The organism is Leptolyngbya sp. FACHB-541 (genome assembly GCF_014695875.1).
Classification (GTDB): Bacteria; Cyanobacteriota; Cyanobacteriia; order Elainellales; family Elainellaceae; genus JAAUTN01.
Map to the genome: position 1 here is coordinate 228272 of NZ_JACJPC010000110.1, position 23404 is coordinate 251675.

Genomic DNA, 23404 nt, shown 5'->3' on the forward strand with positions numbered 1-23404 from the left:
TTGAAGCCAAAATGAGGCTTAGATTTGGGCAGAAACTTGCTTTTCGGGTCTAGCGAGCGCCCCTGCCTCAATCGAACTATTGCTCGAACCATTGGTATGATGAGCCTCAGAGCCATTTGAATTTGCATTAGCCCCGTCCCCATTTGCATCAGTCGCAACTGCTGGAGGCGTAAGCGACAGCTCTAGACCTTCCCAGGCGACAACGCTATTTGGAAATTGCTCAGCCGTTTGCTCTTTCACCCGATCCATAAAGTCATCGCTATGCAAAGGATCGTGGTGGAAGATTACCAGCTTTTTAACGTTCGCGGCCTTCGCCACTTTGACAGCTTCTTGCCAGGTTGAATGGCCCCAGCCAACCTTACTCGACTTCTCAGAGTAATATTCCTCATCGGTGTAGGTTGCGTCGTAAATCAAAATGTCGGCTTCGTGCGCCAGCCACAGGACATTCGGATCGAGGCGATCGGGGAAATGTTCAGTATCGGTAACGTAAGCTGCCACACACCCCCGCCAGTTCACTCGATAGCCGACTGCCTCACCGGGGTGATTGAGCAGTGCGTTTTCGACGAGAATATCGTCAATCTGGACGGGCTCGCCCACCGCAATATCGTTAAATTCCAGCTCAGCCCCCATTATTTGCAGCGGCACCGGAAAGTTGGGGTGAAGCATCTGGTCGTTTAACCGCTGCTCAATAGTGGAACCGTTGGGCGCGACTGCTCCATAGATGTGAAAACGATTGCCCCTAATAAAAGCTGGGACGCAGAACGGGAACCCCTGAATGTGATCCCAATGCGAGTGGGTGAAGAACATGTACGCCTCAAGCGGCATTTCTCGGAGAAGGGTTTGCCCTAACACTCGCAGACCCGTTCCGCCGTCAAAAATGAGGCGATGACCACCAACCCGCATTTCTACACAAGACGTGTTGCCGCCATAGCGTACCGTCTCTGCCCCTGGGCAGGCAATGCTTCCTCTCACACCCCAGAAATGAACTGTAAATTGGTCTTGCATGTTAGACATGAGTATCTCTTTCTGGATTCCACCGAGTCTCAAAAGATGAGTTTCGATTCCAAGCGTCCACAACCTTAAATCCTAGTTAACCCAGATCTTGTAGACACTGCCCTGGGAACATAACCTCTGTTGCAGATTGGTAGAAAACTTTACGAAGCACCCACGCCCAAGGTTTCTAAACCAGCAGACAGGTACTTCAACCCGGTCGGACTGCTGCCTACTGCTTCTAGTTTAGACTGTTTTCTCACTATCAATCTTGAGAACTCATAATATCTACCAAATCAATCACCCGATTCAGGGATTTTTGAAAAAATTTAGCTGCCAATCCTTCAAATTTGCTAGTCCTAGCTTACACGTTAAGTTGTACTGGAGTGGTGTGACTGTGATGTAATTTTGACGAATTGCCTGTACATCAGTCATTGTTTGATTTGCCCACTCTAGATTAAGGTCAGGTACACCCGCCATTGTAGTTATCTGATCCGGTTCAGAAATTTCTTCGATTAGCTCTCCAGCCAGCCAGTAATAGGTTTTGCCTCTAGGATCGATCCGCTTTTCAAACGTATCGAAATAGCGGCGGATTCCTTGACGAGTCAGTGCAACCCCGATAATGTCTTGCTGACGAACTGCTGGAATATTGACATTGAGCAGCATAGCGGAAGGCAAGGGTTGTCTGGAAATGCGATCGACTAGGGTTTGAGCAAAATTCGCAGCAGGCTGAAAGTCTTGAGTAGAAGAACTAGCTAGACTAAAAGCGATGCTGGGAATCCCCTCTATCAGTCCTTCCATTGCAGCGGAGACTGTACCGGAATAAAGCACATCCGTTCCTAAGTTAGAGCCATGATTGATCCCTGACAAAACGATCTCAGGGGGGCTATCCATTAGTCCTCCCAGGGCTAGCTTGACGCAGTCAGAGGGGGTGCCCGAACAAGCCCAGGCTCTCACGGTTGGGTGAAAAATTGAATCGATTGCCTCTACCCGAATGGGGTCATGAATGGTCAAGCCGTGCCCAGTGGCTGAGCGTTCGCGATCGGGACAAACGACTGTAACTTGATGCCCAGCGGCTGCTAGGGTATTTGCGAGGGTACGAATGCCTTGGGCAAAGATGCCGTCGTCATTACTAATCAGCAGGTTCATGCAGTCACTTGTGATAATTAAAGAGATAGACTGAGGTATGCTGGCATCGTATCCCAGCCCTTGTCCGCATGACTATTTTGACGATTACCTTAGGCCACTACGAGCATGACCACACAGCTTAGCGAGCTTGAGTCTCAACTAGCAACTTTGCGCCAAGAAGCTCAGCAGGCGATCGCCACTGCCGAAACCCTGGAGCAACTTGAGCCACTGCGGATTAAATATCTGGGCAAAAAGGGACAGCTTCCTCAGGTATTGGGCAATATGGGCAGACTGGATGCGGCGGAGCGTCCCCGCATTGGGGCTCTGGCGAACGAAGTCAAGGAAGCGCTGCAAGCAGCCCTTGAGCAGAGACGGACAGCCCTGCAAGCAGCTCAAATTGAAGCCCAACTGGAAACTGAAACCCTGGATGTAACGATGCCAGGGGTGTATATACCGCAGGGACATATCCATCCCTTGACTAGTACGATTGAGCGATCGCTAGATGTGCTGGTGGGTTTGGGCTATACCGTAGCCCAAGGCCCGGAAATGGAAACCGACTACTATAACTTTGAAGCGCTGAACACTCCTGCTGACCATCCTGCCCGTGACATGCAGGATACCTTTTACCTACCCGATGGCAATCTGCTACGAACCCATACCTCATCGGTGCAAATTCGCTATATGGAAGCCAATGATCCGCCCATTCGGGTGGCGGCTCCGGGGCGTGTTTATCGGCGAGATACGGTTGATGCCACTCATTCTGCCGTGTTTCATCAGCTCGAGATTTTGGCTGTTGACGAAGGGCTAACTTTCACTGACCTGAAGGGCACGATCAAAATCTTCCTGGAGTCGATGTTTGGTGATGTAGAGATTCGCTTTCGCCCTAGCTTTTTCCCATTCACAGAGCCATCTGCTGAGGTGGACGTGCGGTGGCGGGGTCGCTGGCTAGAGGTGTTGGGCTGCGGCATGGTCGACCCAAACGTGCTGAAGGCTGTGGGCTACGACCCCGAAGTTTATACAGGGTTTGCGGCAGGCTTTGGCGTTGAGCGGTTTGCAATGGTGCTGCACCAGTTAGATGACATTCGCCGTCTGTACACCAGCGACCTGAGATTTTTGCGACAGTTCTAGGGCGACAGTTCTAGGGCGCAGTTTGCAGGTGCGTTTGGAGGAATTGGGTGGCAGCTTGAGCATCTAGGGGTGGACTGAGCCAATAGCCTTGCATCTCCTGACAGTGGAGCGATCGCAAGCAGTTCATCTGGCTCTCAGTCTCCACCCCTTCTGCCACGACTGACAGCTTGAGTCCTTGCCCTAACGCAATGATCGCCGTGATGATGGCGACATCCTCAGAATTGTCTGTCAGATCTTGAATGAAAGAGCGATCGATCTTGAGCGTATCGAGCGGAAATTTCTTCAGGTAGCTAAGCGACGAATAGCCCGTGCCGAAATCATCCATTGAGATGCGAACTCCCATTGCCCTCAGCTCATGCAGCATACCGATACTGAAGTCGATATTTCCCATAGCTGCAGTTTCAGTAATTTCTAGCTCAAGCAGTGCAGGACTGAGTTCGCTAGTCTGGAGAACCTGCATGATTTTCTCTGTCAGTTGAGGCTGTTGAAACTGGCGCACCGAAAGGTTAACAGCCATCCGAACTGGGGGTAAATTCATTGTCTGCCAAATTTTGCACTGAGCACAGGCAACTTGCAGCACCCATTCTCCAATCGGAATAATCAAGCCATTTTCTTCTGCCAAGCCAATAAATTTTTGAGGAGGAATAATGCCTAAATCCGGATGCTGCCACCGCAGCAGTGCTTCCATTTGGGTGATTTGGCCTGTGCAGACATTGATCTGAGGCTGGTAGTAGATGACAAACTCTTGCCGCTCAAGCGCACGATGCAGGCTGTTGTCTAGAATCAGCAGCTCAGACACCTCAGAGCTAATTGCCGCCGTATAAAACTGGTAATTGTTGCGTCCCTGATCTTTGGCGCGATAAAGCGCAGCATCCGCATTTTTGAGCAGCGATTGGGCATCTGTACCATCTTGGGGAGAAATCGCAATGCCAATACTGCTAGTCACATAAAGTTCGTGTCCTTCCAGGTTAAAAGCTGGCTGCATCACCTCAAGAATGCGCTGAGCAATCTGAGCAGCATCTTCAGCACAGGTCACTTGGGGCAACAGCAGAGTGAACTCATCACCTCCCCACCGGGCAACAATATCGCTTTCCCTGATACAACTAATCAAACGCTGGGAAGAGTTTTGGAGAAGCTGGTCACCGATCGCGTGTCCCAGGGTGTCATTGATGGTTTTGAACCGATCTAGATCGAGAAACATCACCGCAATCATGCTTTGATGCAGTTGTGCTTGAGCAATCGCTTGCTCCAGGCGATCGCCAAATAAAATGCGGTTGGGCAAGCCCGTCAGCAAGTCATGAAACGCTTGATAGCGAATCATATCTTCTGTCCAACGGCGCTGTAAAACGGCTCCGATGCTGGCAGCGATCGCCATCAAAATCGACTCTTCATTCTTTGACCACTCCCGCTCTGAGTGGCAATCATCTAGCCCGATGTAGCCCCAAAACTTTTCCTCTACAAAGATCGGCACTATCAGCATAGACAGAATCTTCTCCCGGCTCAGCAGCTTTTGCTCTGCTGGGGGGAGAAAGCGGACGATTCCGGCGATCGACTGACCCGCTGCCAGGGTTCGATACCAGCGACCTAGCCCAGAGCTGATGTAGGGCAAATTTTGCCAGCGCGACTGATGCAAAATTGGAGGAATCTCTGGGCGAGTCCACTCAAACCGAGTACTTATTGCAGTTTCACCCGTTTGAGGATGAGCATGATTCTCAAAAATATAAACCCGGTCAACCTGAGCCGCAGTGCCCAAAGCAGTGAGAGATTGGGCGATCGCCTGTTCGCAATCTGAGTTGGTCAGCAGATAGTGCGTTGCATCTGCAACACCTTGAAGCAAACTATCGCGCCGATGCAGCGCAACCTCAGCCCGTTTGCGATCGGTAATATCCTCTACAGTGCCTTCACAGCCCAACAGTTGTCCTTCCGCATCTCGAATCGCCCGAGCATTTTCTAAGATCCAGATTTTGTTGCCGTCTCGCCGATATATTTCAGATTCAAACCCGCGCACGACATCTTGCTCTTGCAACAAACGGATAAATTCAGTGCGGCGATCGGAATTGACATAGAGTTGGTGCTGAATATCTGTGAGGCTATTGGTTAACTGCTCCACCGAGTCATAACCGTAGAGCCGAGCCAGCATGGGGTTAACCGTCAGATACTTACCATCAATCGAAGATTGAAAAATTCCTTCAACGGCATTTTCAAAAATACTGCGATATTTTTGCTCAGCCTGTTTCAATGCCTCCTCAACTCTGCAACGCTCAGTGATGTCTTCGATCGTTCCCAGTAGCCCGATCACCTCACCTGCCGCATTGCGAATTGGAATTTTGTTAATCTCCTGCCAAATTTGCTGCCCGTCCAGACCAATTTCAGATTCAACCAGACGCAATATTGGAATGCCTGTTTCTATCACCTGACGGTCTTGCTCAATGTAGCTTACTGCTGCTTCCGCCAGGTGGGGCAAATCATAATCTGTTAAACCCACAATATCTTTAGGGTCGCTGAAGCCTCGAGACTCAGCCCACTTACGGTTACAACCTTGATAAACAGAGCTTCGGTCTTTCCAGAAAATTTTTGGAAAAATATTGTCTAACAGCAAACGCAAAAATTCTTCTTTCTCTTGAAGATTCTTTTCGGTTTGCTTGAGCTGCATCAGCATTCCTAGAGGAGCCGCGATCGCCCGCACCAGCTTCACTAACTGCCAGTCTTCCTGCCGAGAATCTTGCATAAAAAACACCAGCACAGCAAGAACTCGTCCATCTGCAACGACTGGAATTCCTAAACCTGACCTTAAGCCAGCGGCGATCGCCAACTCTACCCGTGGAAAAGCAGTTTCAGACTGCCAGGAAACATCAGAATCCCACTCTGGCTGCTGGCTACTCCAAACCCGACCTGGTAACCCTACTCCTGATGGGAAAGTCAGCGTTTCGCTAAACTCCCGAAACTGGAGGATTGCCTGAGACGTGCTGCTGCTGTGCCAAATTGGGCTACAGGCTAGCACCTCTGCTTTAACATCAGGAATCCAGGCTTCTGCAAAGGCCCAATCTGTGAGCCGACAAACCTGCTGCAAAACAACCTCGAGTGCTGTTTCAAAATCGGGAGAAGCCCCAATCGAAAGCGTTAATGTTTGCAGCAAATGGGCAGTCGTAGCACCCAGATCAATCGTTCGCCTCCTTTCTTTCGCGGTCATTATCTCAACAATGAATTAGTGGCAAGGTAAGCACGAAATAGCCAAATCGATCTAACGAGAACCGTTTGGCATGGGGAAACAATATGAATCTCAGTAGGTGAATATCAGGAAATGAAGGAAGTGAATAAGTAAGGAGGATAGAGTGCAACAGATGTAACTTAAAGCGCTCAACCTACCCAATTTAGAGTTATAAAAGACTTCCCAGCCTCCTAAAGGTAGGTCTAGATAGAAAAGGACTGTAAGCTCAATGTGTTGCTCTGATAGATTGCCCAGATACACGTCTAGACAAAACTGGCACAGCACAGAGCCCTTCTCCGAATCCGGACTATTCAGAAAATAATATTTCTAAAAAGTACTCTTAAAAGTACTCCACGGACACAAACAACTCCTAACGCTGTAGGGCCCATTTGAATACAGCATTTTCTGCCTCTCTTCCAGAAAATCTCTGAACGAGGACTGTTTTGAACTGTTTAGAGGGAGTTAGAGCCACTGCCGCTTCGAATATTGCCCAAATATTTCGCTAGATAGGGCGAAAAAACTTCATAAATTAGCGTTAGTGGCTGCCCATGATGCCAAAACAGGTAATAACGACCCCAAAAAGGACCTTTCTGCTCAAAAGCGAGTTCTAGAGCAGTTGAGTGACCATAATGAATTCCCTGCACATCGCGGTGTAGCTCTGTTCGCAGGCGAGTTAGACTTGCCCAAATGGGTAGCGATCGATTTTGCAAATATTCATCTACGTGGCTTGCTTCCCACCAGGAAGTGGCATAAGCTAACCGCTGCCCAGATGCCGTTCGTAGCCAAACCTGACGGCGTAAGCGTGGACCCGGAACTCTTTGAATTAAGTCAGGGGCCTGATCTAAGTCGTTGCCAATCAGAGACATGTCAATCACGTCTACCTCGGTTGGCTCACCCGTCAATAACTGTAGGTGCCGAGTTGGTGAACCGTCACCCAAAAGCAACATTTGCCAGGCGGGTGCCAGTTGTTCATGGGGAAGTCCTCGCTGCACGACCACTTCATCTCCTTGCCATGAAGAGTCGAGCTTGTGCCACGCGGTAGAAACCGCTGTACCTCTGGTCGGTTGAAAGGCTTGAGTCAATTTTGTTTACAAAACTTTATCTTCCTATTCATCATAAATCCTCTCGCGGAGAACTTACAGATCGAAATCACAATCCGATGATCTAGCTTCCCAGTTTGCTGGACCTGATCTTCGGAGACGTATTGAAAGTTTTGGTAATGCGGATGGCGAGACTCGAACTCGCAAGGCAAAGCCACACGCCCCTCAAACGTGCGCGTATACCAATTCCGCCACATCCGCAGGTCTGAATACCACCAGCTAACTTTTCGAATTGCTCTGACAAGCTAGCTACCGGTTCCAGCTTCTAAGCATAAACCATAAAGCTACCTCTTGTATATCGTGTCTCGTATCTATTGCTCATATTGCTCGAAAAAGTCTTTTCCACTTTGCGACAGCTTTGGCAATAGCTGCTGAAAGGCCAGCCCTCTGTGGCTAATCGCGTGTTTGGTTTGAGGCGACATTTCGGCAAAGGTCATTTGTTGTTCTGGTACGTAAAAGATGGGGTCGTAGCCAAAGCCGCCCGTGCCACGAGGGGCATGAAGAATTTCCCCGGGACAAATGCCTTCGGTTTGCAAGGCAATGGAGCCATCGGGACGGGCGATCGCCACCACACAAACAAACTGAGCCCGGCGATTTTGCGTATCACCGAGTTCAGATAACAATCGCTCTATCCGATCAGAGTCAGAGTTGCCATAGCGAGCCGAATATAGTCCCGGTGCCCCGTTCAAAGCATCGACCGCTAAACCAGAATCGTCGGCGATCGCCCATTCCCCCACCGCCTTTGCAACTTGTGATGCTTTCAGACAGGCATTCTCAGCAAATGTCTCCCCCGTTTCTTCGATGTCTAATTCTGCTGGCTTTAGGACTAGCTCCAAATCGAGCCCAGTCAGGTATGCCTGCATTTCCTTGAGCTTGCCAGGATTACCCGTCGCTACAACTAGTCGTGCCATAAACCTACAAAATTTTTGAATGAAGGTTGGGTGTGGGTCACTGGTCATCAGTCCTGGGTGCTCGGTTATATCCAGCCCTACACACAACCAGCGACGAATGACAGCTTATAAAATGTATCTCACCCCACCCTAAAAGCCCATATTCTCACCATGCTTTTCCATCTCGGTGAAGTGTGATTAAAATGACAGCATATTCTTGGCTCTACCTATGGCAAACGTTACAACTCCTCTGGTCCTTAGAATCACCCGTCCAACTGTGTTAAAACGCCGCATTGCTCCGTTGGATCAGCTTACGGTTAGTGAGACAGTTGACAAGGGACCCTGCCGAATTCCGCTGGAATCCTACGCGGAGTCTGTACCAGGGGAAAACCTGCAAAATCACTTCAAAATCTTTCTCGCAGGTCCATACAAAGGTTCTAGCGTTTGGTACGTGCCGAAGGAGCATTCCTTGATCGAAGGAACTGAGAATAGTCCTGCTCCGATGCCTGAAAAGCCACCCCTGGTGCTTAGAATTACTAAACCGACCTTGTTAAAGCGGCGTCCAGTGCCCGCAGAAGCGCTAGCTGCCAACGAAAAAGTTGCCAAACCACCCTGTCGAATTTTCTTACACTCTTACGTCTACGAGGTGCCGGGGGAGAACCTTCAGGGACATCTCAAGGTTTGCTTTGAAGGTCCAATTTTAAACAATGCTAGCGTCTGGTATATCTACAAAGGGCATTGTTTGATTGAAGGGGTTGAGCCACCCCAACCTCCCCCACCAACTTCTGGCACTTCTGGCAAAATCAATCGGGCTGGGTTGGATATGATTAAGCATTTTGAGGGGTTCAGACCCCAAGCTTATATTTGTCCGGCGGGAGTACCGACGATTGGCTATGGGTCTACGCTGGGAGTGAGAATGGGCGATCGCATCACCCAACAAGGAGGCGAAGACCTATTGCAGCGCGATCTGGTGCGGTTTGAGAGGGCAGTCAGTGACGCGGTCAAAGTGCCTCTTACGTCAAATCAATTCAGTGCTTTGGTTTGCTTTGCCTTCAACGTGGGCATTGGTGCATTTCAGCGATCAACTTTGCTGAAGCTGCTTAACCAACGCAACTATCAGGGCGCAGCGGATCAACTGCTGCTTTGGAATAAAGGCGGTGGTAGGGTACTGCAAGGATTGGTGCGGCGCAGAGAGGCGGAGCGTGCCCTATTTTTGAAGAGAAATTGAAGGCATAGAAAGAGTACGTCAGCCGCCAAACTAACGGGGGAGAATATCGTCTAGCCGTAGCTGAAGATTGGGTAAAAGGGGAGAGTGAATGAGTTGACCGAGGCGATATTGCGTCTGCTGGTACTCTTCACCGATGAGCTGACAAACCGTGAAGGTGGGTTGCTTGGGCTTGCCAATGAACGCAACACCACCTAAGGCGCGATAGTCTACAATCCAATATTCAGGAATTCCTAGAAGCGCGTACTCTTCAACTTTTCGGGCATAATCCGTTTCCCAGTTTGTGCTGACGATTTCGACGACGAGCTTGATCGAGCGCCCTAGCGTAATCACAGGTTCTTGTTCCCAGAGAGGTTCACTAGTCAGAACAGCTTCGTCAAGCACCACAATGTCGGGGCGACGAGCAGTGGCGATATCGGAAAAAGGGCGAATCAGGCAAGTACGAGGAACGAACCAGGGAAATTGTGCAGCTGTGATAGCGATGCCAATTTGGGTTGCTAGTTTACCGCCAACGGTTTCGTGAGGACCAGTTGGTTCCATGTCGATTAATTCTCCGTCAGCGAGTTCGTAGCGAGGGTTGTCGTCATATTGAGCGAGGAAGTCCTCAAACGTAATCGTTTTGGAGGAGGTGTAAGCCATGTGAAACCCCTGGAATCAGTAAAATTCTGTAGAGTGCGTTTTAGCGCCAGCGTAACCCACTAGATCTACATTTTGTTACATTGAATATGTAGCAGCACCAGGATTTGCTGTCGTCATAAATGAACAAGCTGTTGTCACGACAAAAGTTTTTGCCGTCACGACAGAAACTTCTGTCGTCAGGAACGGAGAATTTGTTGTCATGACAGAAACTTTTGTAACCATGACAGAAACTTCTGTCATCAAGACAAAAACTTCTGCAACCATGTCAGGAAATTTTTGTATGACTGCCAGAGCAGGTTATGCTTCAGTCTCCCCGTCCTTCTCCCAGACCCACTTGCGGTAAACCTCACAGGCTGCTCTTGCCTCCTCAGGGGTAGAGTTGGTGAAGTAAGGATGATAGCGAATGCAGTTACAGCAAAGTTCTAGCCAGTCTCACCAAGTGCTTCCATGCCATAGTTGCATTGTGCCGTCGTTACTGTCACTGGCGATCGCTCTTTTTTGCTATTTTATTTCTTTCCAGTCCCCAGGCTTTAGATTTACTACACGATTAAACTCAGTCGTGTGAGTCAGAGATCCAAAAACTTCCAGGAAACATTGCTGTTTTGCTAGAGCTTGTTCAGGATTGTTGCTTCGCATTGCTCCACAAAACCGCATTTTAGCTGATACACATCTGTCCCAACGACAGAAAAATTTGTTTAACCTCCAAAGCAGGTTATGCTTCGCTCTCTCTCGTCTTTGCGTATACTTTCTCTATTTGGGAATACGTATTCTAAGCAGCATACTATATAGAAAGATTCGGGCTAAGCATTAAAATCGGGGCTTCAGTCGGGTAGCAGGGATATATTGCTATAGCCCCGCCCCCTCAAAACCGGACTTATACCTTTCAATACATCCGGCTTAAGCAAATCACTTACTCCACCGCTTTAGAGGTTGTCGCATGGTGCTGTTGGTGACAGTAGAAGTGTAAGAGCCGCAAGTTGCTGTAAACGTCTTTTCCCCCCTTTGCCTTAGGCTTAACATGATGAACGTGGAGATCTTCCTCGTTAAATAAGGATTCTCCACATTTTAGGCAAACATATCCTTGGCGCTTGGCAAGCGTATGGTAGCTGGGCGCTAGAGCCTTTGCCTTCGCTCGTTCTCTAGCTTTCCAATAGTCCCGCAGCATTGGGTCATCTGGGGAAGCTTTGCCTTTGACCAAAACATGTCTGTCGATGCTAAACCAACTGAACTTGAGCAAATGCATACCGGTAGTCTTTTCACCAAAAACCCATCGGTCATTGCGTTGCAGATTCAGCTTGCCCCAGTAGTGGAATTGCTTCCAGGCTTTGGGCTTGTTGGGATGAGTATGCTCAACATATCGAACTTCCCGACAAAACATCCAATTGTCAAGCGATTCAAAACATTTACGAGCGACCCCGATACGAAAGTAGTTTGCCCATCCGCGAATGATCGGGTTGAGGCGCTGGATGACGGTTGGGATAGAATGCCCTTTAAGAGCAACCCATTCGTCGCGCAGTTTCTTCCGTATTTTGTTGAGCGAATCCTGGCTGGGTTTGATGAGCAGTTTCCAACCGGTTTTAGAGGTTTTTTCGGCTCTATAGTGCCTGATGTTGAAGCCTAAGAAGTCAAATCCCTCGCTCAGGTAAACAATTTTGGTTTTGTCTGGAGATAGCTCCAAACCCCGCTCTTGTAGCCAAGCGATGAGGATTTCGATTGCCTTTTGAGCATCTTCTTGAGACTCACAAAAGACGACAAAGTCGTCTGCATATCGAATCACTGCTCGTGAGCCAATCGAGTAGCCCCGGCGGTTGTATTGAACGCCAAGGGCTTGCTCCATTCCGTGCAGAGCAATGTTCGCCAGTAAGGGAGAAATTACTCCCCCTTGAGGTGTTCCACTTTCACTCTTGTGAAAAGCTCCTTTATCCACATATCCTGCCTTCAGCCATTGTTGAATCAGTTCCCGGGCGGAAACTGACCCAAGGCATTCAGCAAGAAGGTGTGGCTGATGTTGTCAAAAGCGCCTCTGATATCCGCGTCAATGACCCATCGTTTCCGTTTGTTCGGTTGGGCAAAGCCGTAGATTTTTTCAATGGCATCGTGACAACTCCTGCCAGGGCGGAATCCGTAGCTCGTTGCCTCGAACTGGGCTTCCCATTCAGGTTCCAGTGCATGCTTGACCATTGCTTGGATGCAACGGTCTCGGACAACGGGGATGCCAAGGGGGCGTTGCTTTCCATTCGCTTTTGGGATGTACACCCGACGCACAGGACGGGCTTTCCAGGGAGTATATCCTGCCAGTTCGTCTAGCAGTTTCCCTCTAGCGGTTGGCGTTTTAACCACCACTTTATCCAGTCCTGGCGTTTTTCTACCTGCGTTTTGCTGAGTCACTCTGCGAACACTCACAAGAATGTTGGAGTAACTTCTCAGCAACAACTTTTGAAGCGAACGCACCTGTTTATAGTTGCGTTGTGTGGTAGCCCGAAAGATTCGCTGTCTCAGGTTCCTCACAATCCGATTCGCTTTGCGCCAGTTGATGGCATGCCAATCCGTTTGTGCTTGGGGTCGGTTTGCTAAAGCTTGGCTTTGCATCTAACGTGTCCCTCAGTTGGGTTCCTTTACTTCGACCTTTGGGTGATTCACCTGACCCACGTCTGCCCCCTTTCAGGGTAAGCAATTGTCCTATCCAGCAGGTTATGATTTCCCTTGACCTTTCGGTCTACTGGCTTTCGCTTTTTGGGTCATCCTACTCCCACTGAGGAGTTGAGTCTTCCTTGCGGTTGACCGACTGAAGCCATCGCTTCAGACCTCATTGGGGTTATCACGTTCTACACGCTTGAGATTCATCTGGAGAGGGTGTTTCCTTTACTGCGGGGATTGGGTGTCCTCAAATCTAGTTCCGCAGGCTAGATTTCCGTATCCCATCATCACCGTATCAGCCATGTTTCAGTGACCAGAATTCACGCAGCCTCGACGGAAATTCACTCACGTTCACCTATCCAAATTTCCCCTTGCCCGAAACCCCTTGATGGCTGAGGCATTCCTTAGACGTTATCTCCTTGCAAAAGACCTCTCTACCAGAAACGCCCTTGGAGATGGGGGATAGGATTTGGACACTATCCTAGAGAAGTCGGCTTCTCACTCAAGTCGTGCAACTTCGTGTCGCACTACAGAATCATTCTGCCTAATAAGTTGTTGGACGGCAGACATCCTGCGGGGCTAGGTTCGTTACACGGTCTTTTCGATAATATGGACACTAAAATTACCAAAGTCATTGCATATGGTGACGTACACACAAATACTCCATCGTGATCTCGAAAAGATTGTTGAACTAACCGACAAACTGATAGAGATTTCAGATATCAACTACGACCCTTATAAAGTTGAGCGACTGTCACGCGAAATAGGTGTTGCTATTATGACAATCGTGCCAGACTCGTCTTGGATAGCACTCAACGATGAAGGGCGACGTTGCCAGCGTAAAGTTTTAGATCAGTGGAATCGCTGGCTGGAGAAAGTCCGCCTCCTTTTCAGTGAAGATGCTGGAAGATCTCGCCAAGATTTAGAAAAAGCGGCTGAGAAAGTCACTAAATGGCTTGATAGGTCTGAACCAGACTTTTCAATTCCTAAAAGCCTGGTAGACGCCCCATCAGTATTTCGCAAACATGTTCAACCACTTTTCGACCTACTCGATCCATTCATGGCTGATGGATCTTTGGTGGTCGTTCCCGACACGAACGTAATCCTTCGTAATCAGGAACTATCTTCTTGGGCTGAAGTAGTAGGTAGAGATGAGTTTGTTGTATTGCTTGTTCCGGGAGTCCTAAGTGAGTTAGATGAACACAAGATAAATCACCGTGTCCCTGAAGTTCGCGAGAAGGCACGGACATTTTCTAACCGGATAAAGGGTTGGCGCAATCAAGGATCACTATCAGATGGAGTTCGGGTGCAAGGCAAGGTCTACGTTCGAGTATCAGCTCGAGAGCCAAACTTTCAACGTACTCTGTCCTGGCTTGATCCGCAGGTAACAGATGACCGTATTCTCGCCTCAGTATTAGAATGGCAGCGTTCCAACCCCACCAACGCTATTCAGCTACTTTCTGGTGATTCGGTAATGCTTGCCAAAGCAGATGAAGCGGGTATACCAACTGGAGACGTACCAGGCCGACAGTAAAGAGTAGCATTGTCACTTAATGCTGTCCAACAACTCTGGTGCAGCGGATTAACCGAAGCCACTTAGGTACGATGCAAAGGTGTTGGTAACCGCTGACCAGAATCGTTAGCCTGCTTCGTTCTTATAGCAATTCTCAATCAAGTAGAGTACACCGCTGTCAAGGAGTTAAGGAGCCAAGGAAATCAAGGTGTACCGCGTTTGAGTGAGAACCGCTATAGGTTGAGGCAATACCTCAAAAGAGTCAGCCAAGTTCTGGACTTGAACTATTTTGATGTTGACGAGGGCAATTGACGAGTACATTATGCTCAGTATCATTAGCATTACGCAATGAAGAAGAGACATCGATCGAAAAACAATCGGGATAAGTTTGATGTCCTTTCAGCTTCATGGGTTCTAACTTGCAACGACCCCATTTCCATCATGAGTTACAACGGAATTAAATATAGATTAAAGTTGCCCGCTGACTATGACATAGAGAGCCTTGTAGAAGAGCGAGGTGATTTGTTTCGACCAGGAGTACCTTCACGCCGCTTAGAAGAATGGAAAACTGCAATGCAATCACAAGTGAGCAAGCGTCCTGCCTGGATTCGTGATTTGGAAGATGAAGTGTCCCAGCTAGAGGCAATCAAGGAGCTTTTAATTGATGATGTTTTTCGCAGTCAATTTCGTACAGAAAAAGATGCTCCTCCTTCTACTCTTGAAGTTCTTGACTGGGGTTTACAACATATTGAGAGGCTGAGGAAAGCCAATCTTGAAGCCCGTGAAGAGGTAATTAAAAGATGGCAACTTTGGTCTGTCATAATTCTAAGTGTTATAAACATTGTGGTAACACTGCTTGAAAAATGAAGACAAAAAGGTAAGCATTGATACATTTACGCTATCTTGGAAACCATCGGCAACAAGAGCCTTTGCATGGAATTCGAGTGGAACCCAGAAAAAGCTGCTGTTAACCTTAGAAAACACAACATTTCTTTCCAAGAAGCTGCAACCGTATTTGATGACTCCTTATCTGTAACATTTCCTGACCCCGATCATTCCGTTGGAGAAAATCGCTACGTTACCATTGGAATGTCCAAGTTAGGGCAATTATTGGTTGTTTCCCACACTGATAGAGAAAATCGCACACGTATTATTAGTGCTCGAAAAGCCACTCGCCAAGAAAGGAAATTTTATGAAGAAGGAAGTTGATGAGCTAGAAGATGAACTACGTCCTGAGTACGACTTTTCCAAAATGGTGGGAGGAGTCAAAGGCAAGTATGTTGAAAGATATCGGGCAGGAACAAATCTGGTTCTCCTAGATCCTGATATTGCCAAAGCTTTTCCGACCGATGCATCTGTAAATGAGGCATTGCGCCTATTGCTTCAAATCGCTCAGCGACAGCAGTCCAACAACCCGATTGGAGCAGATTGACAAGGCTGGTTGGTGTTGGAGCAAAGGATGTCGGTAGCTGCTCAACCGGAACGTTATACTGCCAAGTCCTCAATGAAGGCGCAGCTTGGAGGTTGCCTATCGGTATCCAGCGCGATCGCTCATCTTGTAGGGTGCGTCGTGACGCACCTCTTTGCATTCAATCGTGTAATTTCTGATGATATTTACCCGCTTTTGAGTGGGTGTTGAAGTGAGTTTGGTTAGAGGATAGAGATATTGAGAGTTTAGATTCTCAAAGGTGCGTGGTTACTTGGCGTGCTGTGATAAGAAGTTGAGCGATCGCTCCCATGCCAGCTTTGTAGCCTCCGGATCGTAACTGTCGTTGTTCTCGTTACCAAAGGCGTGCCGCGCCTGATAGCGATAAAGCTCGTGGTTGACATTGCCTTCCTTCAATCGTGCCTCCAGGGCATCAACCTGTTCGGGTGGGAAAAAGCTATCCTGCTGAGCAAAATGTCCTTGGAAAGGGATGCTAATCGTGCGGGTATCAGCCGCTTCAGCAGGTGGAACACCATACCAGGAGATGACAACATCAGCTTCTGGAACGTGAACCGCCGCTAACACGGCTAAGGCACCCCCCATACAAAACCCCAGAACTGCTACTTTGGAACTGTTTTGCTGGAGATACTGTACGGCACCGCGAACATCCTGAGTTGCCGCATCGCCAAAATCAAGTTCGTTCATGAGATGGGCTGCTTCTGCCTCTTCGAGAGTGACCTTTCCCCGATAGAGATCAGGCACCAAAACTCGATATCCTTGCTCGACAAGCTGATTGGCTACGCCTTTGATTTGGTCGTTCAATCCCCACCATTCTTGAATGACGACAACTCCAGGAGCATTACTTTGATCGGCAGGCTCAGCATAGTAGCCAGAGCAGGTTTGTCGATCTGGACGCTGAAAGGTGATAATTTCTCCCATGAAGTTTCTCCTAAAAAGTTAAATCTTTTGCAGACCAAGGCTTTGGGTTATTTAGCGAAACAGCTTAGACTGCCGAACGATTAGCCCAAGTCCTCCTAGCAACAGGGTTACTACCAGAATGATGATAGGCAACCGTGATGAGTTTTGGTTGGCAGGAATAGTCTGACCATCACCAAAGACAGTATTTTCAGTAGATTGATTATCTGCCGTTTGAGTTGCTTCCGTTGAAGTGATTGTTTGAGTCGAAGGGCTAGTTGCTGGTGTAGTTCCCCTACCCACGATCGCCACATAGCTTAATTCAAAAGGCTGAAAGTCTGCTCCGGCTTGAGGCGCACCATTGAGCCGTAGCTCATACTCACCAGCTTCTGGAAAGACTACTTCAGCGCCAGGAATACCCTGATATTGTTCAGCAGAGATTGCTTCAAGAGTTGGCTCTAACACCGGAGTTTCCCCTTCAGTGTAAGGAGCAGAATAGACCGTTAGCTTACAGTCACATTGCTCTAGGGGCACGATCGCCCCTCCTTCCTGAGTGAGCGCAACCCAAACCTGGGCAGGTTCCCCCGATTTAGGATTGTGGTTTGGTTCGACGTGCCAGAGTCCAGCGACGTTATCAGAGACTTCAACTTTGTGGGCAAGGGTGGGCATTTCTGCCCACAACAAAAGTGGAGCTGTGAGTAAAACAGGAGTTAATCTACTGATTTTTGCTGGGGAAAACATAAAGTTTTTCTAATGCAAGGAATGACCAGAAATGGCGCGATCGCACCAACACCACTAAGAGGGCGATCGCTCCTAACACCACTGCTGCAATCTGATTCACCAGGGATTGCTCAAATCCACCCAGATAGTGAGAGCCCAGTAGAATCGTATGAATAGCAGCCAGAATAAACGCTGGAACGCTGAGCAGATGGAGCGATCGCCAGTGTTTTCCTAATCGTTTCACCATGCGATCGAAACTGGTGAGGGCTAGTGGCGCAAGCAATGCTAACGATACAATGCCTGCCCAACTGCCGATTTGATGAGTGGGTAGCAAAAAGGGAATGGCTTGAACGTTCCAGCCCATCGTGAGTGTGTGACCGATGTGAGCCAGCGCCAAAATGAATGCTCCTACACCCAGGGCACGGCGATAGCGGAGAGGTTGCCCCCAAAGCCGACTAATAGGACGGGCAATCAACGCTAGCATCAGGCAAAACAGAGAAGCGTGCCCGGTGTAATCGATCATGTCCCCTGTTCGCAGCAAGGTGAGAATGCCAATGGTGAGCGTGAGCCAACCGCCCATGCGAAAAAGCTGACTGCGGCGATCGCCACTCACCAGCGACCCAACCATGCCTACACCCAGCATCAGCGGCAGCGTTCCTAGCCCAAACGCCAGCATGGTGACACTGCCAATCCAGGGATCGCCCGTTTCTGCTGCCTTAATTTGTGCCGCGTAGAGGAAACCGCAGGGAATCAGCCCCCAAACGATACCCAACAGTGCCGGAGTCCACCAGTGAGACGAAAGTGATAGTTTCACCATGCCGCTGCTGAGGCGGTTGTGCCAATTCTTTTGAGTAAGCGGATGTAAAAGTGGCAGGCGTGGGATAGATTCCGGGTTGATTTGCGATAGTCCAAACCAGATCAGCAAGATGCCTGTCAGGATAGCCATACCCTGACGCAAAGCACTATCAACTCCAGCAAACTGCCCACTCGCAATAAGTACGGAACTCAACGCACCAATACCTGCCCCTACGAGAGCATAGCTGAGCAGTCGTCCAAGATTGAGCAATCCGTGAAAGCAAATTTGCTGTTGCCAGGATGGTTTTTCCTGCTGTTGTGACAGAGAAAAGGCGACAGTGATTGGGCCACACATACCTGCACAGTGTCCAAAGCTTCCCAAAAATCCTAGAGTGGCAATTAGCAGCAAATCCAGCATGGTCAATCTAAAGCAACCGTCGATAACTGAAGTCTCTGGATCAAGCTTAGAGTTTGTTGAGCCGCGATCGCCCCTCTCTGAGTAGAGAAGTACCAGGTTGTCTGCCGAAGATGGCGATCGTCAACAGGATCGCAGATGACTGTTTCCACACGAACTCCTTCAACTGGATCAGACGTTTATCATCCCCACCAACTCTTCGGTGTTCGTCAAAAAACAGGCTGTAAAACTTTCACGAAACTTTCAGGGCTGAGCGCTCGCTCAACCAGTTTGCATCTATTCCACCTGATCGGGATCAAGCCCCATTTCTCTCAGACGTTCTGCTAAACGGTTCGCTCGCTGCCGTTCTTGCTCTGCAACTTCCTGAGCGGTTGGCAAGAGAGTCCCCTCTGGGGTTGCCCAGCGTAACCAACGGGTGGTGATGCTCTGATAGGTTCCCTCCCACAGGGTGAGGGTGAGTTTAAGCTGTTCGCTAGTTAATCGCCCCCAATCATCTGGCTCCATCGATTCGTAGAAGCCGTTGTGAGCTGTGAAGCCAGCCAATTCGGTGGTGAAAGGATCAAACCAGATATATTCTGGGACGCGCAGTTGATCCTGATAAATTTGCTTCTTCTCAACTTTGTCGCGGATGGCAGTGCTTTCTGAGATCAGTTCTATAACTAAATTGGGTGATTTTTCTTCTTCCCAGACGACCCAGCTTTTGCGCTCTTTTCTGGGAACGCCCAAAACGACAAAGAAATCTGGCCCACGGAAATCTTGATTTCGTGCTTGTTGAAGGCTGAAGTAGACAAACATATTGCCGCCGACGAAGAAATCTTGGCGGTCAGCCCAATGTAGCTCCAGGGATTCGATCAGCAGGCGCATTTGAGCGGCATGGCGAGGTGTTTCCATTGGGATGCCATCGTCGTAAGGAAGTTCATCTTGAGTCGGAGGGATGGTAACTCCGTAATATTCCAGCTCGCGCCGTCGGGATGATTCGATGTCGATGGACATGGTAGCAACTCCGTGTCTGTAGTCTGCGATCTACCTGTGAACCAGGGGCTGAACGGCTAATGATGTAGATCCTAACTACATTGTCCCTCGTTCTGCCTGGTGTTTGATCAAGCGTTGCACACTGGCGAGAGTTGGGTTGAGTTCGTAGCTGCGGCGTTCGGGGTGATTGAGGTAGGCAGCTTGTTCTTGCTCGATCATCAGCACATCCTGACGCACTAGTCCGTCTAGCAGTTTTTGAGCCGAGCCAAACATCTTGTTTTTGACAAAGCGGCGAAAGCGTTCGGGGAGTTTGTGCAGACGATGGAAGGCGTTGAGCGAGGTGAAGTGAATCAGGTAAGCCTTGGTGCGGGTTTCGTGGATGGGGCAAAACAGGCAGTAGATTTTGAAATCGTTGCCTAGCGCCGATGCCCAATGGGGGTAAACGTAGCTGACGTCGAGCGGTTCGGGGTGGAGCCGCCGCAGTGCCGGAAAAATGAGTTGCGAGACTGACCAGATTTTGTCGATTTTGTAGTAACTCTGTGCCTGATAGTGAGCATCAACGCGATCGCCCCCTTCCTCTAACCCCTCCAGCTTTGCCTCAGCCCAAGCCTGATAGTCGTCGTGCAGATGCCCGTGATACATATCCATCAGGTTTTCGATCAGAAAAGAGAAGTGAGCGTTGCACTCAATGATCGAAACGGTGGCAATGTAGTTGAGGTGATCCCATTCGGGCAAGCCCATTGGCTGCACAGTAGGCTGCATTTCTCCACTGATAGATTCCTGCAATCCTTGGGTGCTGGGATAGAGCCAGATGAAACCATCTTGATCCCGCACAGGATAGCGGCGAATTTGGCAGGTAGGTAGCTTCTGGTTGTCTGCCAGGTAAGGGACAGCGGCGCACTGTCCTGCTGAGTTGAACTGCCAGCCGTGATAGGCGCACTCCAGCCAATCACCAATCACCTTGCCTTCGCTCAGCTTGACGTGACGATGGGGGCAGCGGTCTTCTAAGGCATGAATCTGACCTGTGCGATCGCGATACAGCACGATATCTTGATGCCAGAGTGTGGTCCCCACGGGCTGCGTCTGCACTTCACTGCTGCGGGCGACGACATACCAATGGTGAGGGTTGATGCCCACCCGCCGCACATCTCGATGGGTAGAAGAAACGTCCGTGATCATATCTGCAACATTCCTTGAGGATTGACCGAGAGCAGCGATCGCCGCTGAAGCCCTTCCCGGTGGAGGATCTCGTTTGCTGCCAGCAAGCCGCTGCTGATTGCCCGTTCCATTAAGCCGCAGGGGAAGGGCATCTTTACCCAGTCTCCCGCAAATAGTAGGTTGGCGGCAGAGGTGCTGGTCTCCGGGCGATCGGCGTAGCTGTTGGGCGGGAATCCGGCGAAGTTCTTCTGATTCACCAGTTCCCGGTGCAAAACCGTTGCCTGTTGCAGTTCTGGCACAATTTCGTACAGTTCCCGCTCAAAGGTGGTCAGCAAAGCCTGCTGTGTTGGGAACTTGGCTTCTTTGTAGCAATAAGCGTGAAGCTCGACAACGCTACCCCCCGTGCGTTCTGCCCAATCGATGTAATCTTCCTGGATGCGGTGATAGAGGGTGATGCTGTCAGTGAGGCTGTAGCCCGACAGGGAGGCAAAGTTGCTGTGCTGCCAGGGAAAGTCACGGTCAAGCCAGAACCGAGCCACTGCAAATGGGTCAGCCACCGCTAACTGTTTGACCTGCTGTGCCACCTGAGGATGGGCTTCACCTTCAGATAGAGAAAACAAATGTTGAACGCCCGGTACGTCTGCTGCAAAAACATAAAAATCTGCTTCTACAGTTTCGCTCGGCATTGCTTCAGCGGCGATCGCCACCAACTGCACCTGTTCCTCTTGCCGCTGGATCACCTGAAAGCGAGGCAAATCTCGCTGGGCGGGACCACGCTGGACTCGTCCCTGAGCGTCATACATTGCACCATGACAGGGACAGTGAAACGCGCCGTCTTCCTCTTCATGCACGGTGCAGCCCTGGTGAGTGCAGCTGAGGGAAACGGCTTCGTTGCTGTTGGCAGCGATCGCATAGACCGCATCGCCCGCGCCAAAGTATTCCAACTGGTCTGTGCTAAGCAGGGGATTGCGCTTTACCCAGAACGGTACTCGACTGCTGCTATTTCCTCGCTGATAGCTGAGGGCTTTCACCTCTCCCTGATCCCAGCGCACGCCGCTGACGGTGACATCTGTGAGAATGGTGCCGCCACTTTGCTGAATCGACTGGGCGATCGGATCTACCAGGCTTCTGCCCATATCCTGACGAGTGCCGTTAAATGCCAGCCCTTCTGGATTGCCAAAGAAGTAAAAGTGAAAGAACTGCATTAGCTCTCCCGCACTCATGACATCGGGTGCATTCAGGCTGGACTTGGCGAAGGGCAGAAAGTAAAGGTCGTACAGCCCTTGAGGAAAGCCTTCTTTCGTCCATTCCGCCACGGACAGATGGTCGAGCCGCTGGAAACTCTTTTGAGCATTGAATCCAGTAATTTCACGAAACACCTGCCAGTGTTCATACTTGGTTAGGTTCAACCCCCAACGCAGGCGATTGGAAGAAGACACCGCCAGATCAACAATATTCCAGGGAAAGGCAGAGTGGCTGGGGCGGAAAACTTCGGGGCGATACTGGCGATCGCGATAAACCACCGAGTAATATTCCAGCGACTTGAAGTTATCCGTTGCACCGATCTCCTGGACTAACCCCTTCAAGTTGTAATACTGCGGGAAAAAGCCGTGGAACCCGTGCTCCATCATGAGCGTTTGGTCGCCCACCTGGATTTCCCAACTGGCAACTTTGCCGCCCAGTTGAGCTGATCGTTCTAAGAGTGTGACGGCAAATCCACGCTGGCTAAGTTCATAGGCACAAGCCAAACCCGCCAAACCACCCCCCACTACAGCAACACTTTTGGGCTGGTTGAGGTAGCGGGGTAAGTCAAGCGTGTCTTGCTGAAAGACAGAAGGCTGGGGTTTGGCGAGGCGAGAGTAGCCGACCAGTCCTCCTACGGTACCGATTCCGAAAAGCTTGAGTAATGTTCGTCGAGAGACGGATTTCAACAGGGCAGAACCTAACGCTTCACTCATTATTTACGAAAACTAGGGCAGGAATGGATGTTTGATGCATTGAGCGCTTCAGACCATGAATCATACCAAGCTTAGGCGATCGCCCTCTGCTCTATCCATAGCCCAGTCAGAGCCTTATGAGATGAAGGATTCAGCCCTTTCTAGTGAAATCGTTAGCCGATAAAGCTCTTTATCATGTCTCTACATTCGAGAGAATACCCGATTTGTTGATCCCCGCTGTTCAAGCCTGTTTCATAGCGAGAACGGACGATCAAGCCCCACCTAAAGCTCGTAGGATGCGTTAGCGTCAGCGTAACGCATCAAAGCTTTGACAGACGTGCGTTACAGCTCTGCCCAACGAACCCTATAGCGTTGCGTAATGCTCCTGTATCTTTCCGCGATGCTCCTGCGTCTTCCCGCATTCCTGCAATGCTACTGAAACGTGCAGCGCCTTAAATGTAGGTTGTCTCGGAGGCACGTCAAACACAAGTTGAGGGCACGAGACCCAACACAGTCCTTGCTGCTCTGGATTTCGTGCCCTCAACCTAACCTACAAGTCAACTAACTTGCGTAGTTCCTCTGCTGTAGGGGCTTGGCAGTGCCAAGCC

At 49.7% G+C, this 23404-nt stretch carries 22 protein-coding genes and 1 tRNA gene; 6 read left to right on the plus strand and 17 right to left on the minus strand.

Going from position 1 to position 23404, the window contains the following annotated elements; translation table 11 throughout:
• Positions 1-18: 18 nt before the first annotated feature.
• On the minus strand, positions 19-1014 hold the full coding sequence (locus tag H6G00_RS23555; protein ID WP_190798609.1) for an MBL fold metallo-hydrolase: 996 nt from the start codon (positions 1012-1014) through the stop codon (positions 19-21).
• Positions 1015-1299: 285 nt separating this feature from the next.
• Positions 1300-2139, minus strand: coding sequence for a 5'/3'-nucleotidase SurE (surE, locus tag H6G00_RS23560; protein WP_190646147.1), 840 nt, complete (start codon positions 2137-2139; stop codon positions 1300-1302).
• Positions 2140-2244: 105 nt separating this feature from the next.
• Here surE and pheS point away from each other — a divergent pair, with 105 nt between their 5' ends.
• Complete coding sequence (gene pheS, locus H6G00_RS23565) at positions 2245-3246, plus strand: phenylalanine--tRNA ligase subunit alpha (RefSeq protein ID WP_190646146.1); 1002 nt, start codon at positions 2245-2247, stop codon at positions 3244-3246.
• A gap of 10 nt (positions 3247-3256) precedes the next feature.
• Here the strand turns inward: pheS and H6G00_RS23570 are convergent, their stop codons facing one another.
• The 4 genes from H6G00_RS23570 to rdgB form a co-directional block, all read right to left on the minus strand.
• Positions 3257-6436 (minus strand): EAL domain-containing protein, encoded by a 3180-nt coding sequence (locus tag H6G00_RS23570; protein ID WP_190798610.1) that lies wholly within the window; start codon positions 6434-6436, stop codon positions 3257-3259.
• Between the two features lie 470 nt (positions 6437-6906).
• Positions 6907-7536, minus strand: coding sequence for a chorismate lyase (locus tag H6G00_RS23575; RefSeq protein WP_190798611.1), 630 nt, complete (start codon positions 7534-7536; stop codon positions 6907-6909).
• 138 nt (positions 7537-7674) lie between these two features.
• Positions 7675-7755: transfer RNA gene (locus H6G00_RS23580), tRNA-Leu, on the minus strand.
• A gap of 110 nt (positions 7756-7865) precedes the next feature.
• A complete protein-coding gene (gene rdgB, locus H6G00_RS23585; RefSeq protein ID WP_190798612.1) occupies positions 7866-8465 on the minus strand; it encodes an RdgB/HAM1 family non-canonical purine NTP pyrophosphatase in 600 nt (199 codons plus the stop codon).
• Positions 8466-8673: 208 nt separating this feature from the next.
• Here rdgB and H6G00_RS34855 point away from each other — a divergent pair, with 208 nt between their 5' ends.
• Positions 8674-9672 (plus strand): lysozyme, encoded by a 999-nt coding sequence (locus tag H6G00_RS34855; RefSeq protein WP_199318665.1) that lies wholly within the window; start codon positions 8674-8676, stop codon positions 9670-9672.
• A gap of 30 nt (positions 9673-9702) precedes the next feature.
• On the opposite strand, the gene H6G00_RS23595 is transcribed toward H6G00_RS34855, so the two are convergent.
• The 4 genes from H6G00_RS23595 to H6G00_RS36250 all read right to left on the minus strand — a co-directional run bounded on the left by H6G00_RS23595 (position 9703) and on the right by H6G00_RS36250 (position 12897).
• The gene (locus H6G00_RS23595; RefSeq protein ID WP_190798613.1) at positions 9703-10308 is read right to left on the minus strand and encodes a Uma2 family endonuclease; all 606 of its coding nucleotides are present in this window, start codon (positions 10306-10308) and stop codon (positions 9703-9705) included.
• A gap of 75 nt (positions 10309-10383) precedes the next feature.
• The gene (locus tag H6G00_RS23600; protein WP_190798614.1) at positions 10384-10572 is read right to left on the minus strand and encodes a hypothetical protein; all 189 of its coding nucleotides are present in this window, start codon (positions 10570-10572) and stop codon (positions 10384-10386) included.
• 646 nt (positions 10573-11218) lie between these two features.
• The gene (locus H6G00_RS36245; RefSeq protein ID WP_347278217.1) at positions 11219-12235 is read right to left on the minus strand and encodes a reverse transcriptase domain-containing protein; all 1017 of its coding nucleotides are present in this window, start codon (positions 12233-12235) and stop codon (positions 11219-11221) included.
• A gap of 26 nt (positions 12236-12261) precedes the next feature.
• Positions 12262-12897, minus strand: coding sequence for a reverse transcriptase N-terminal domain-containing protein (locus tag H6G00_RS36250; RefSeq protein WP_277881945.1), 636 nt, complete (start codon positions 12895-12897; stop codon positions 12262-12264).
• A 688-nt stretch (positions 12898-13585) separates the two neighbouring features.
• Between H6G00_RS36250 and H6G00_RS23610 the strand changes: the two genes are divergently transcribed.
• From H6G00_RS23610 to H6G00_RS23625, 4 genes are all read left to right on the plus strand, one after another.
• A complete protein-coding gene (locus tag H6G00_RS23610; protein ID WP_190798615.1) occupies positions 13586-14479 on the plus strand; it encodes a PIN domain-containing protein in 894 nt (297 codons plus the stop codon).
• A 420-nt stretch (positions 14480-14899) separates the two neighbouring features.
• Complete coding sequence (locus tag H6G00_RS23615) at positions 14900-15325, plus strand: hypothetical protein (protein ID WP_190798616.1); 426 nt, start codon at positions 14900-14902, stop codon at positions 15323-15325.
• Positions 15326-15391: 66 nt separating this feature from the next.
• Positions 15392-15667, plus strand: coding sequence for a BrnT family toxin (locus tag H6G00_RS23620; RefSeq protein ID WP_190798617.1), 276 nt, complete (start codon positions 15392-15394; stop codon positions 15665-15667).
• Positions 15651-15890 (plus strand): hypothetical protein, encoded by a 240-nt coding sequence (locus H6G00_RS23625; protein WP_190798618.1) that lies wholly within the window; start codon positions 15651-15653, stop codon positions 15888-15890. Before H6G00_RS23620 ends, H6G00_RS23625 begins: the two co-directional genes overlap by 17 nt.
• Before the next feature lie 264 nt (positions 15891-16154).
• On the opposite strand, the gene H6G00_RS23630 is transcribed toward H6G00_RS23625, so the two are convergent.
• From H6G00_RS23630 to H6G00_RS23660, 7 genes are all read right to left on the minus strand, one after another.
• Complete coding sequence (locus tag H6G00_RS23630; protein ID WP_190798619.1) at positions 16155-16823, minus strand: dienelactone hydrolase family protein; 669 nt, start codon at positions 16821-16823, stop codon at positions 16155-16157.
• A gap of 51 nt (positions 16824-16874) precedes the next feature.
• Positions 16875-17540 carry a hypothetical protein gene (locus H6G00_RS23635; protein ID WP_190798620.1) on the minus strand — a complete coding sequence of 222 codons (666 nt, stop codon included), beginning with the start codon at positions 17538-17540 and terminating at the stop codon, positions 16875-16877.
• Entirely contained in the window at positions 17515-18732 is a 1218-nt protein-coding gene (locus H6G00_RS23640) for a sulfite exporter TauE/SafE family protein (protein ID WP_190798621.1), read from the minus strand. Before H6G00_RS23640 ends, H6G00_RS23635 begins: the two co-directional genes overlap by 26 nt.
• Before the next feature lie 2 nt (positions 18733-18734).
• A complete protein-coding gene (locus H6G00_RS23645; protein ID WP_190679286.1) occupies positions 18735-18881 on the minus strand; it encodes a hypothetical protein in 147 nt (48 codons plus the stop codon).
• A 124-nt stretch (positions 18882-19005) separates the two neighbouring features.
• Complete coding sequence (locus H6G00_RS23650; protein ID WP_190679288.1) at positions 19006-19722, minus strand: Uma2 family endonuclease; 717 nt, start codon at positions 19720-19722, stop codon at positions 19006-19008.
• A 75-nt stretch (positions 19723-19797) separates the two neighbouring features.
• Positions 19798-20880 (minus strand): aromatic ring-hydroxylating dioxygenase subunit alpha, encoded by a 1083-nt coding sequence (locus tag H6G00_RS23655; RefSeq protein ID WP_190643179.1) that lies wholly within the window; start codon positions 20878-20880, stop codon positions 19798-19800.
• Positions 20877-22817 (minus strand): FAD-dependent oxidoreductase, encoded by a 1941-nt coding sequence (locus tag H6G00_RS23660; protein WP_190798622.1) that lies wholly within the window; start codon positions 22815-22817, stop codon positions 20877-20879. The genes H6G00_RS23655 and H6G00_RS23660 overlap by 4 nt, the downstream gene beginning before the upstream one ends.
• Positions 22818-23404 lie beyond the last annotated feature (587 nt).

Excerpts from the sequence above, each read along its gene's own strand:
- rdgB (WP_190798612.1), bottom strand. The coding sequence starts at position 8,465 with ATGGCACGACTAGTTGTAGCGACGGGTAATCCTGGCAAGCTCAAGGAA.
- H6G00_RS23650 (WP_190679288.1), bottom strand. The coding sequence starts at position 19,722 with ATGTCCATCGACATCGAATCATCCCGACGGCGCGAGCTGGAATATTAC.
- H6G00_RS36250 (WP_277881945.1), bottom strand. The coding sequence starts at position 12,897 with ATGCAAAGCCAAGCTTTAGCAAACCGACCCCAAGCACAAACGGATTGG.
- H6G00_RS23620 (WP_190798617.1), top strand. The coding sequence starts at position 15,392 with ATGGAATTCGAGTGGAACCCAGAAAAAGCTGCTGTTAACCTTAGAAAA.
- H6G00_RS23625 (WP_190798618.1), top strand. The coding sequence starts at position 15,651 with ATGAAGAAGGAAGTTGATGAGCTAGAAGATGAACTACGTCCTGAGTAC.
- H6G00_RS23610 (WP_190798615.1), top strand. The coding sequence starts at position 13,586 with ATGGTGACGTACACACAAATACTCCATCGTGATCTCGAAAAGATTGTT.
- H6G00_RS23655 (WP_190643179.1), bottom strand. The coding sequence starts at position 20,880 with ATGATCACGGACGTTTCTTCTACCCATCGAGATGTGCGGCGGGTGGGC.
- H6G00_RS23635 (WP_190798620.1), bottom strand. The coding sequence starts at position 17,540 with ATGTTTTCCCCAGCAAAAATCAGTAGATTAACTCCTGTTTTACTCACA.
- pheS (WP_190646146.1), top strand. The coding sequence starts at position 2,245 with ATGACCACACAGCTTAGCGAGCTTGAGTCTCAACTAGCAACTTTGCGC.
- H6G00_RS23600 (WP_190798614.1), bottom strand. The coding sequence starts at position 10,572 with ATGGTTGCAGAAGTTTTTGTCTTGATGACAGAAGTTTCTGTCATGGTT.
- H6G00_RS23640 (WP_190798621.1), bottom strand. The coding sequence starts at position 18,732 with ATGCTGGATTTGCTGCTAATTGCCACTCTAGGATTTTTGGGAAGCTTT.
- H6G00_RS34855 (WP_199318665.1), top strand. The coding sequence starts at position 8,674 with ATGGCAAACGTTACAACTCCTCTGGTCCTTAGAATCACCCGTCCAACT.
- H6G00_RS23660 (WP_190798622.1), bottom strand. The coding sequence starts at position 22,817 with ATGAGTGAAGCGTTAGGTTCTGCCCTGTTGAAATCCGTCTCTCGACGA.
- H6G00_RS23555 (WP_190798609.1), bottom strand. The coding sequence starts at position 1,014 with ATGTCTAACATGCAAGACCAATTTACAGTTCATTTCTGGGGTGTGAGA.
- H6G00_RS23570 (WP_190798610.1), bottom strand. The coding sequence starts at position 6,436 with ATGACCGCGAAAGAAAGGAGGCGAACGATTGATCTGGGTGCTACGACT.
- H6G00_RS23630 (WP_190798619.1), bottom strand. The coding sequence starts at position 16,823 with ATGGGAGAAATTATCACCTTTCAGCGTCCAGATCGACAAACCTGCTCT.
- H6G00_RS23595 (WP_190798613.1), bottom strand. The coding sequence starts at position 10,308 with ATGGCTTACACCTCCTCCAAAACGATTACGTTTGAGGACTTCCTCGCT.
- H6G00_RS23615 (WP_190798616.1), top strand. The coding sequence starts at position 14,900 with ATGAGTTACAACGGAATTAAATATAGATTAAAGTTGCCCGCTGACTAT.
- surE (WP_190646147.1), bottom strand. The coding sequence starts at position 2,139 with ATGAACCTGCTGATTAGTAATGACGACGGCATCTTTGCCCAAGGCATT.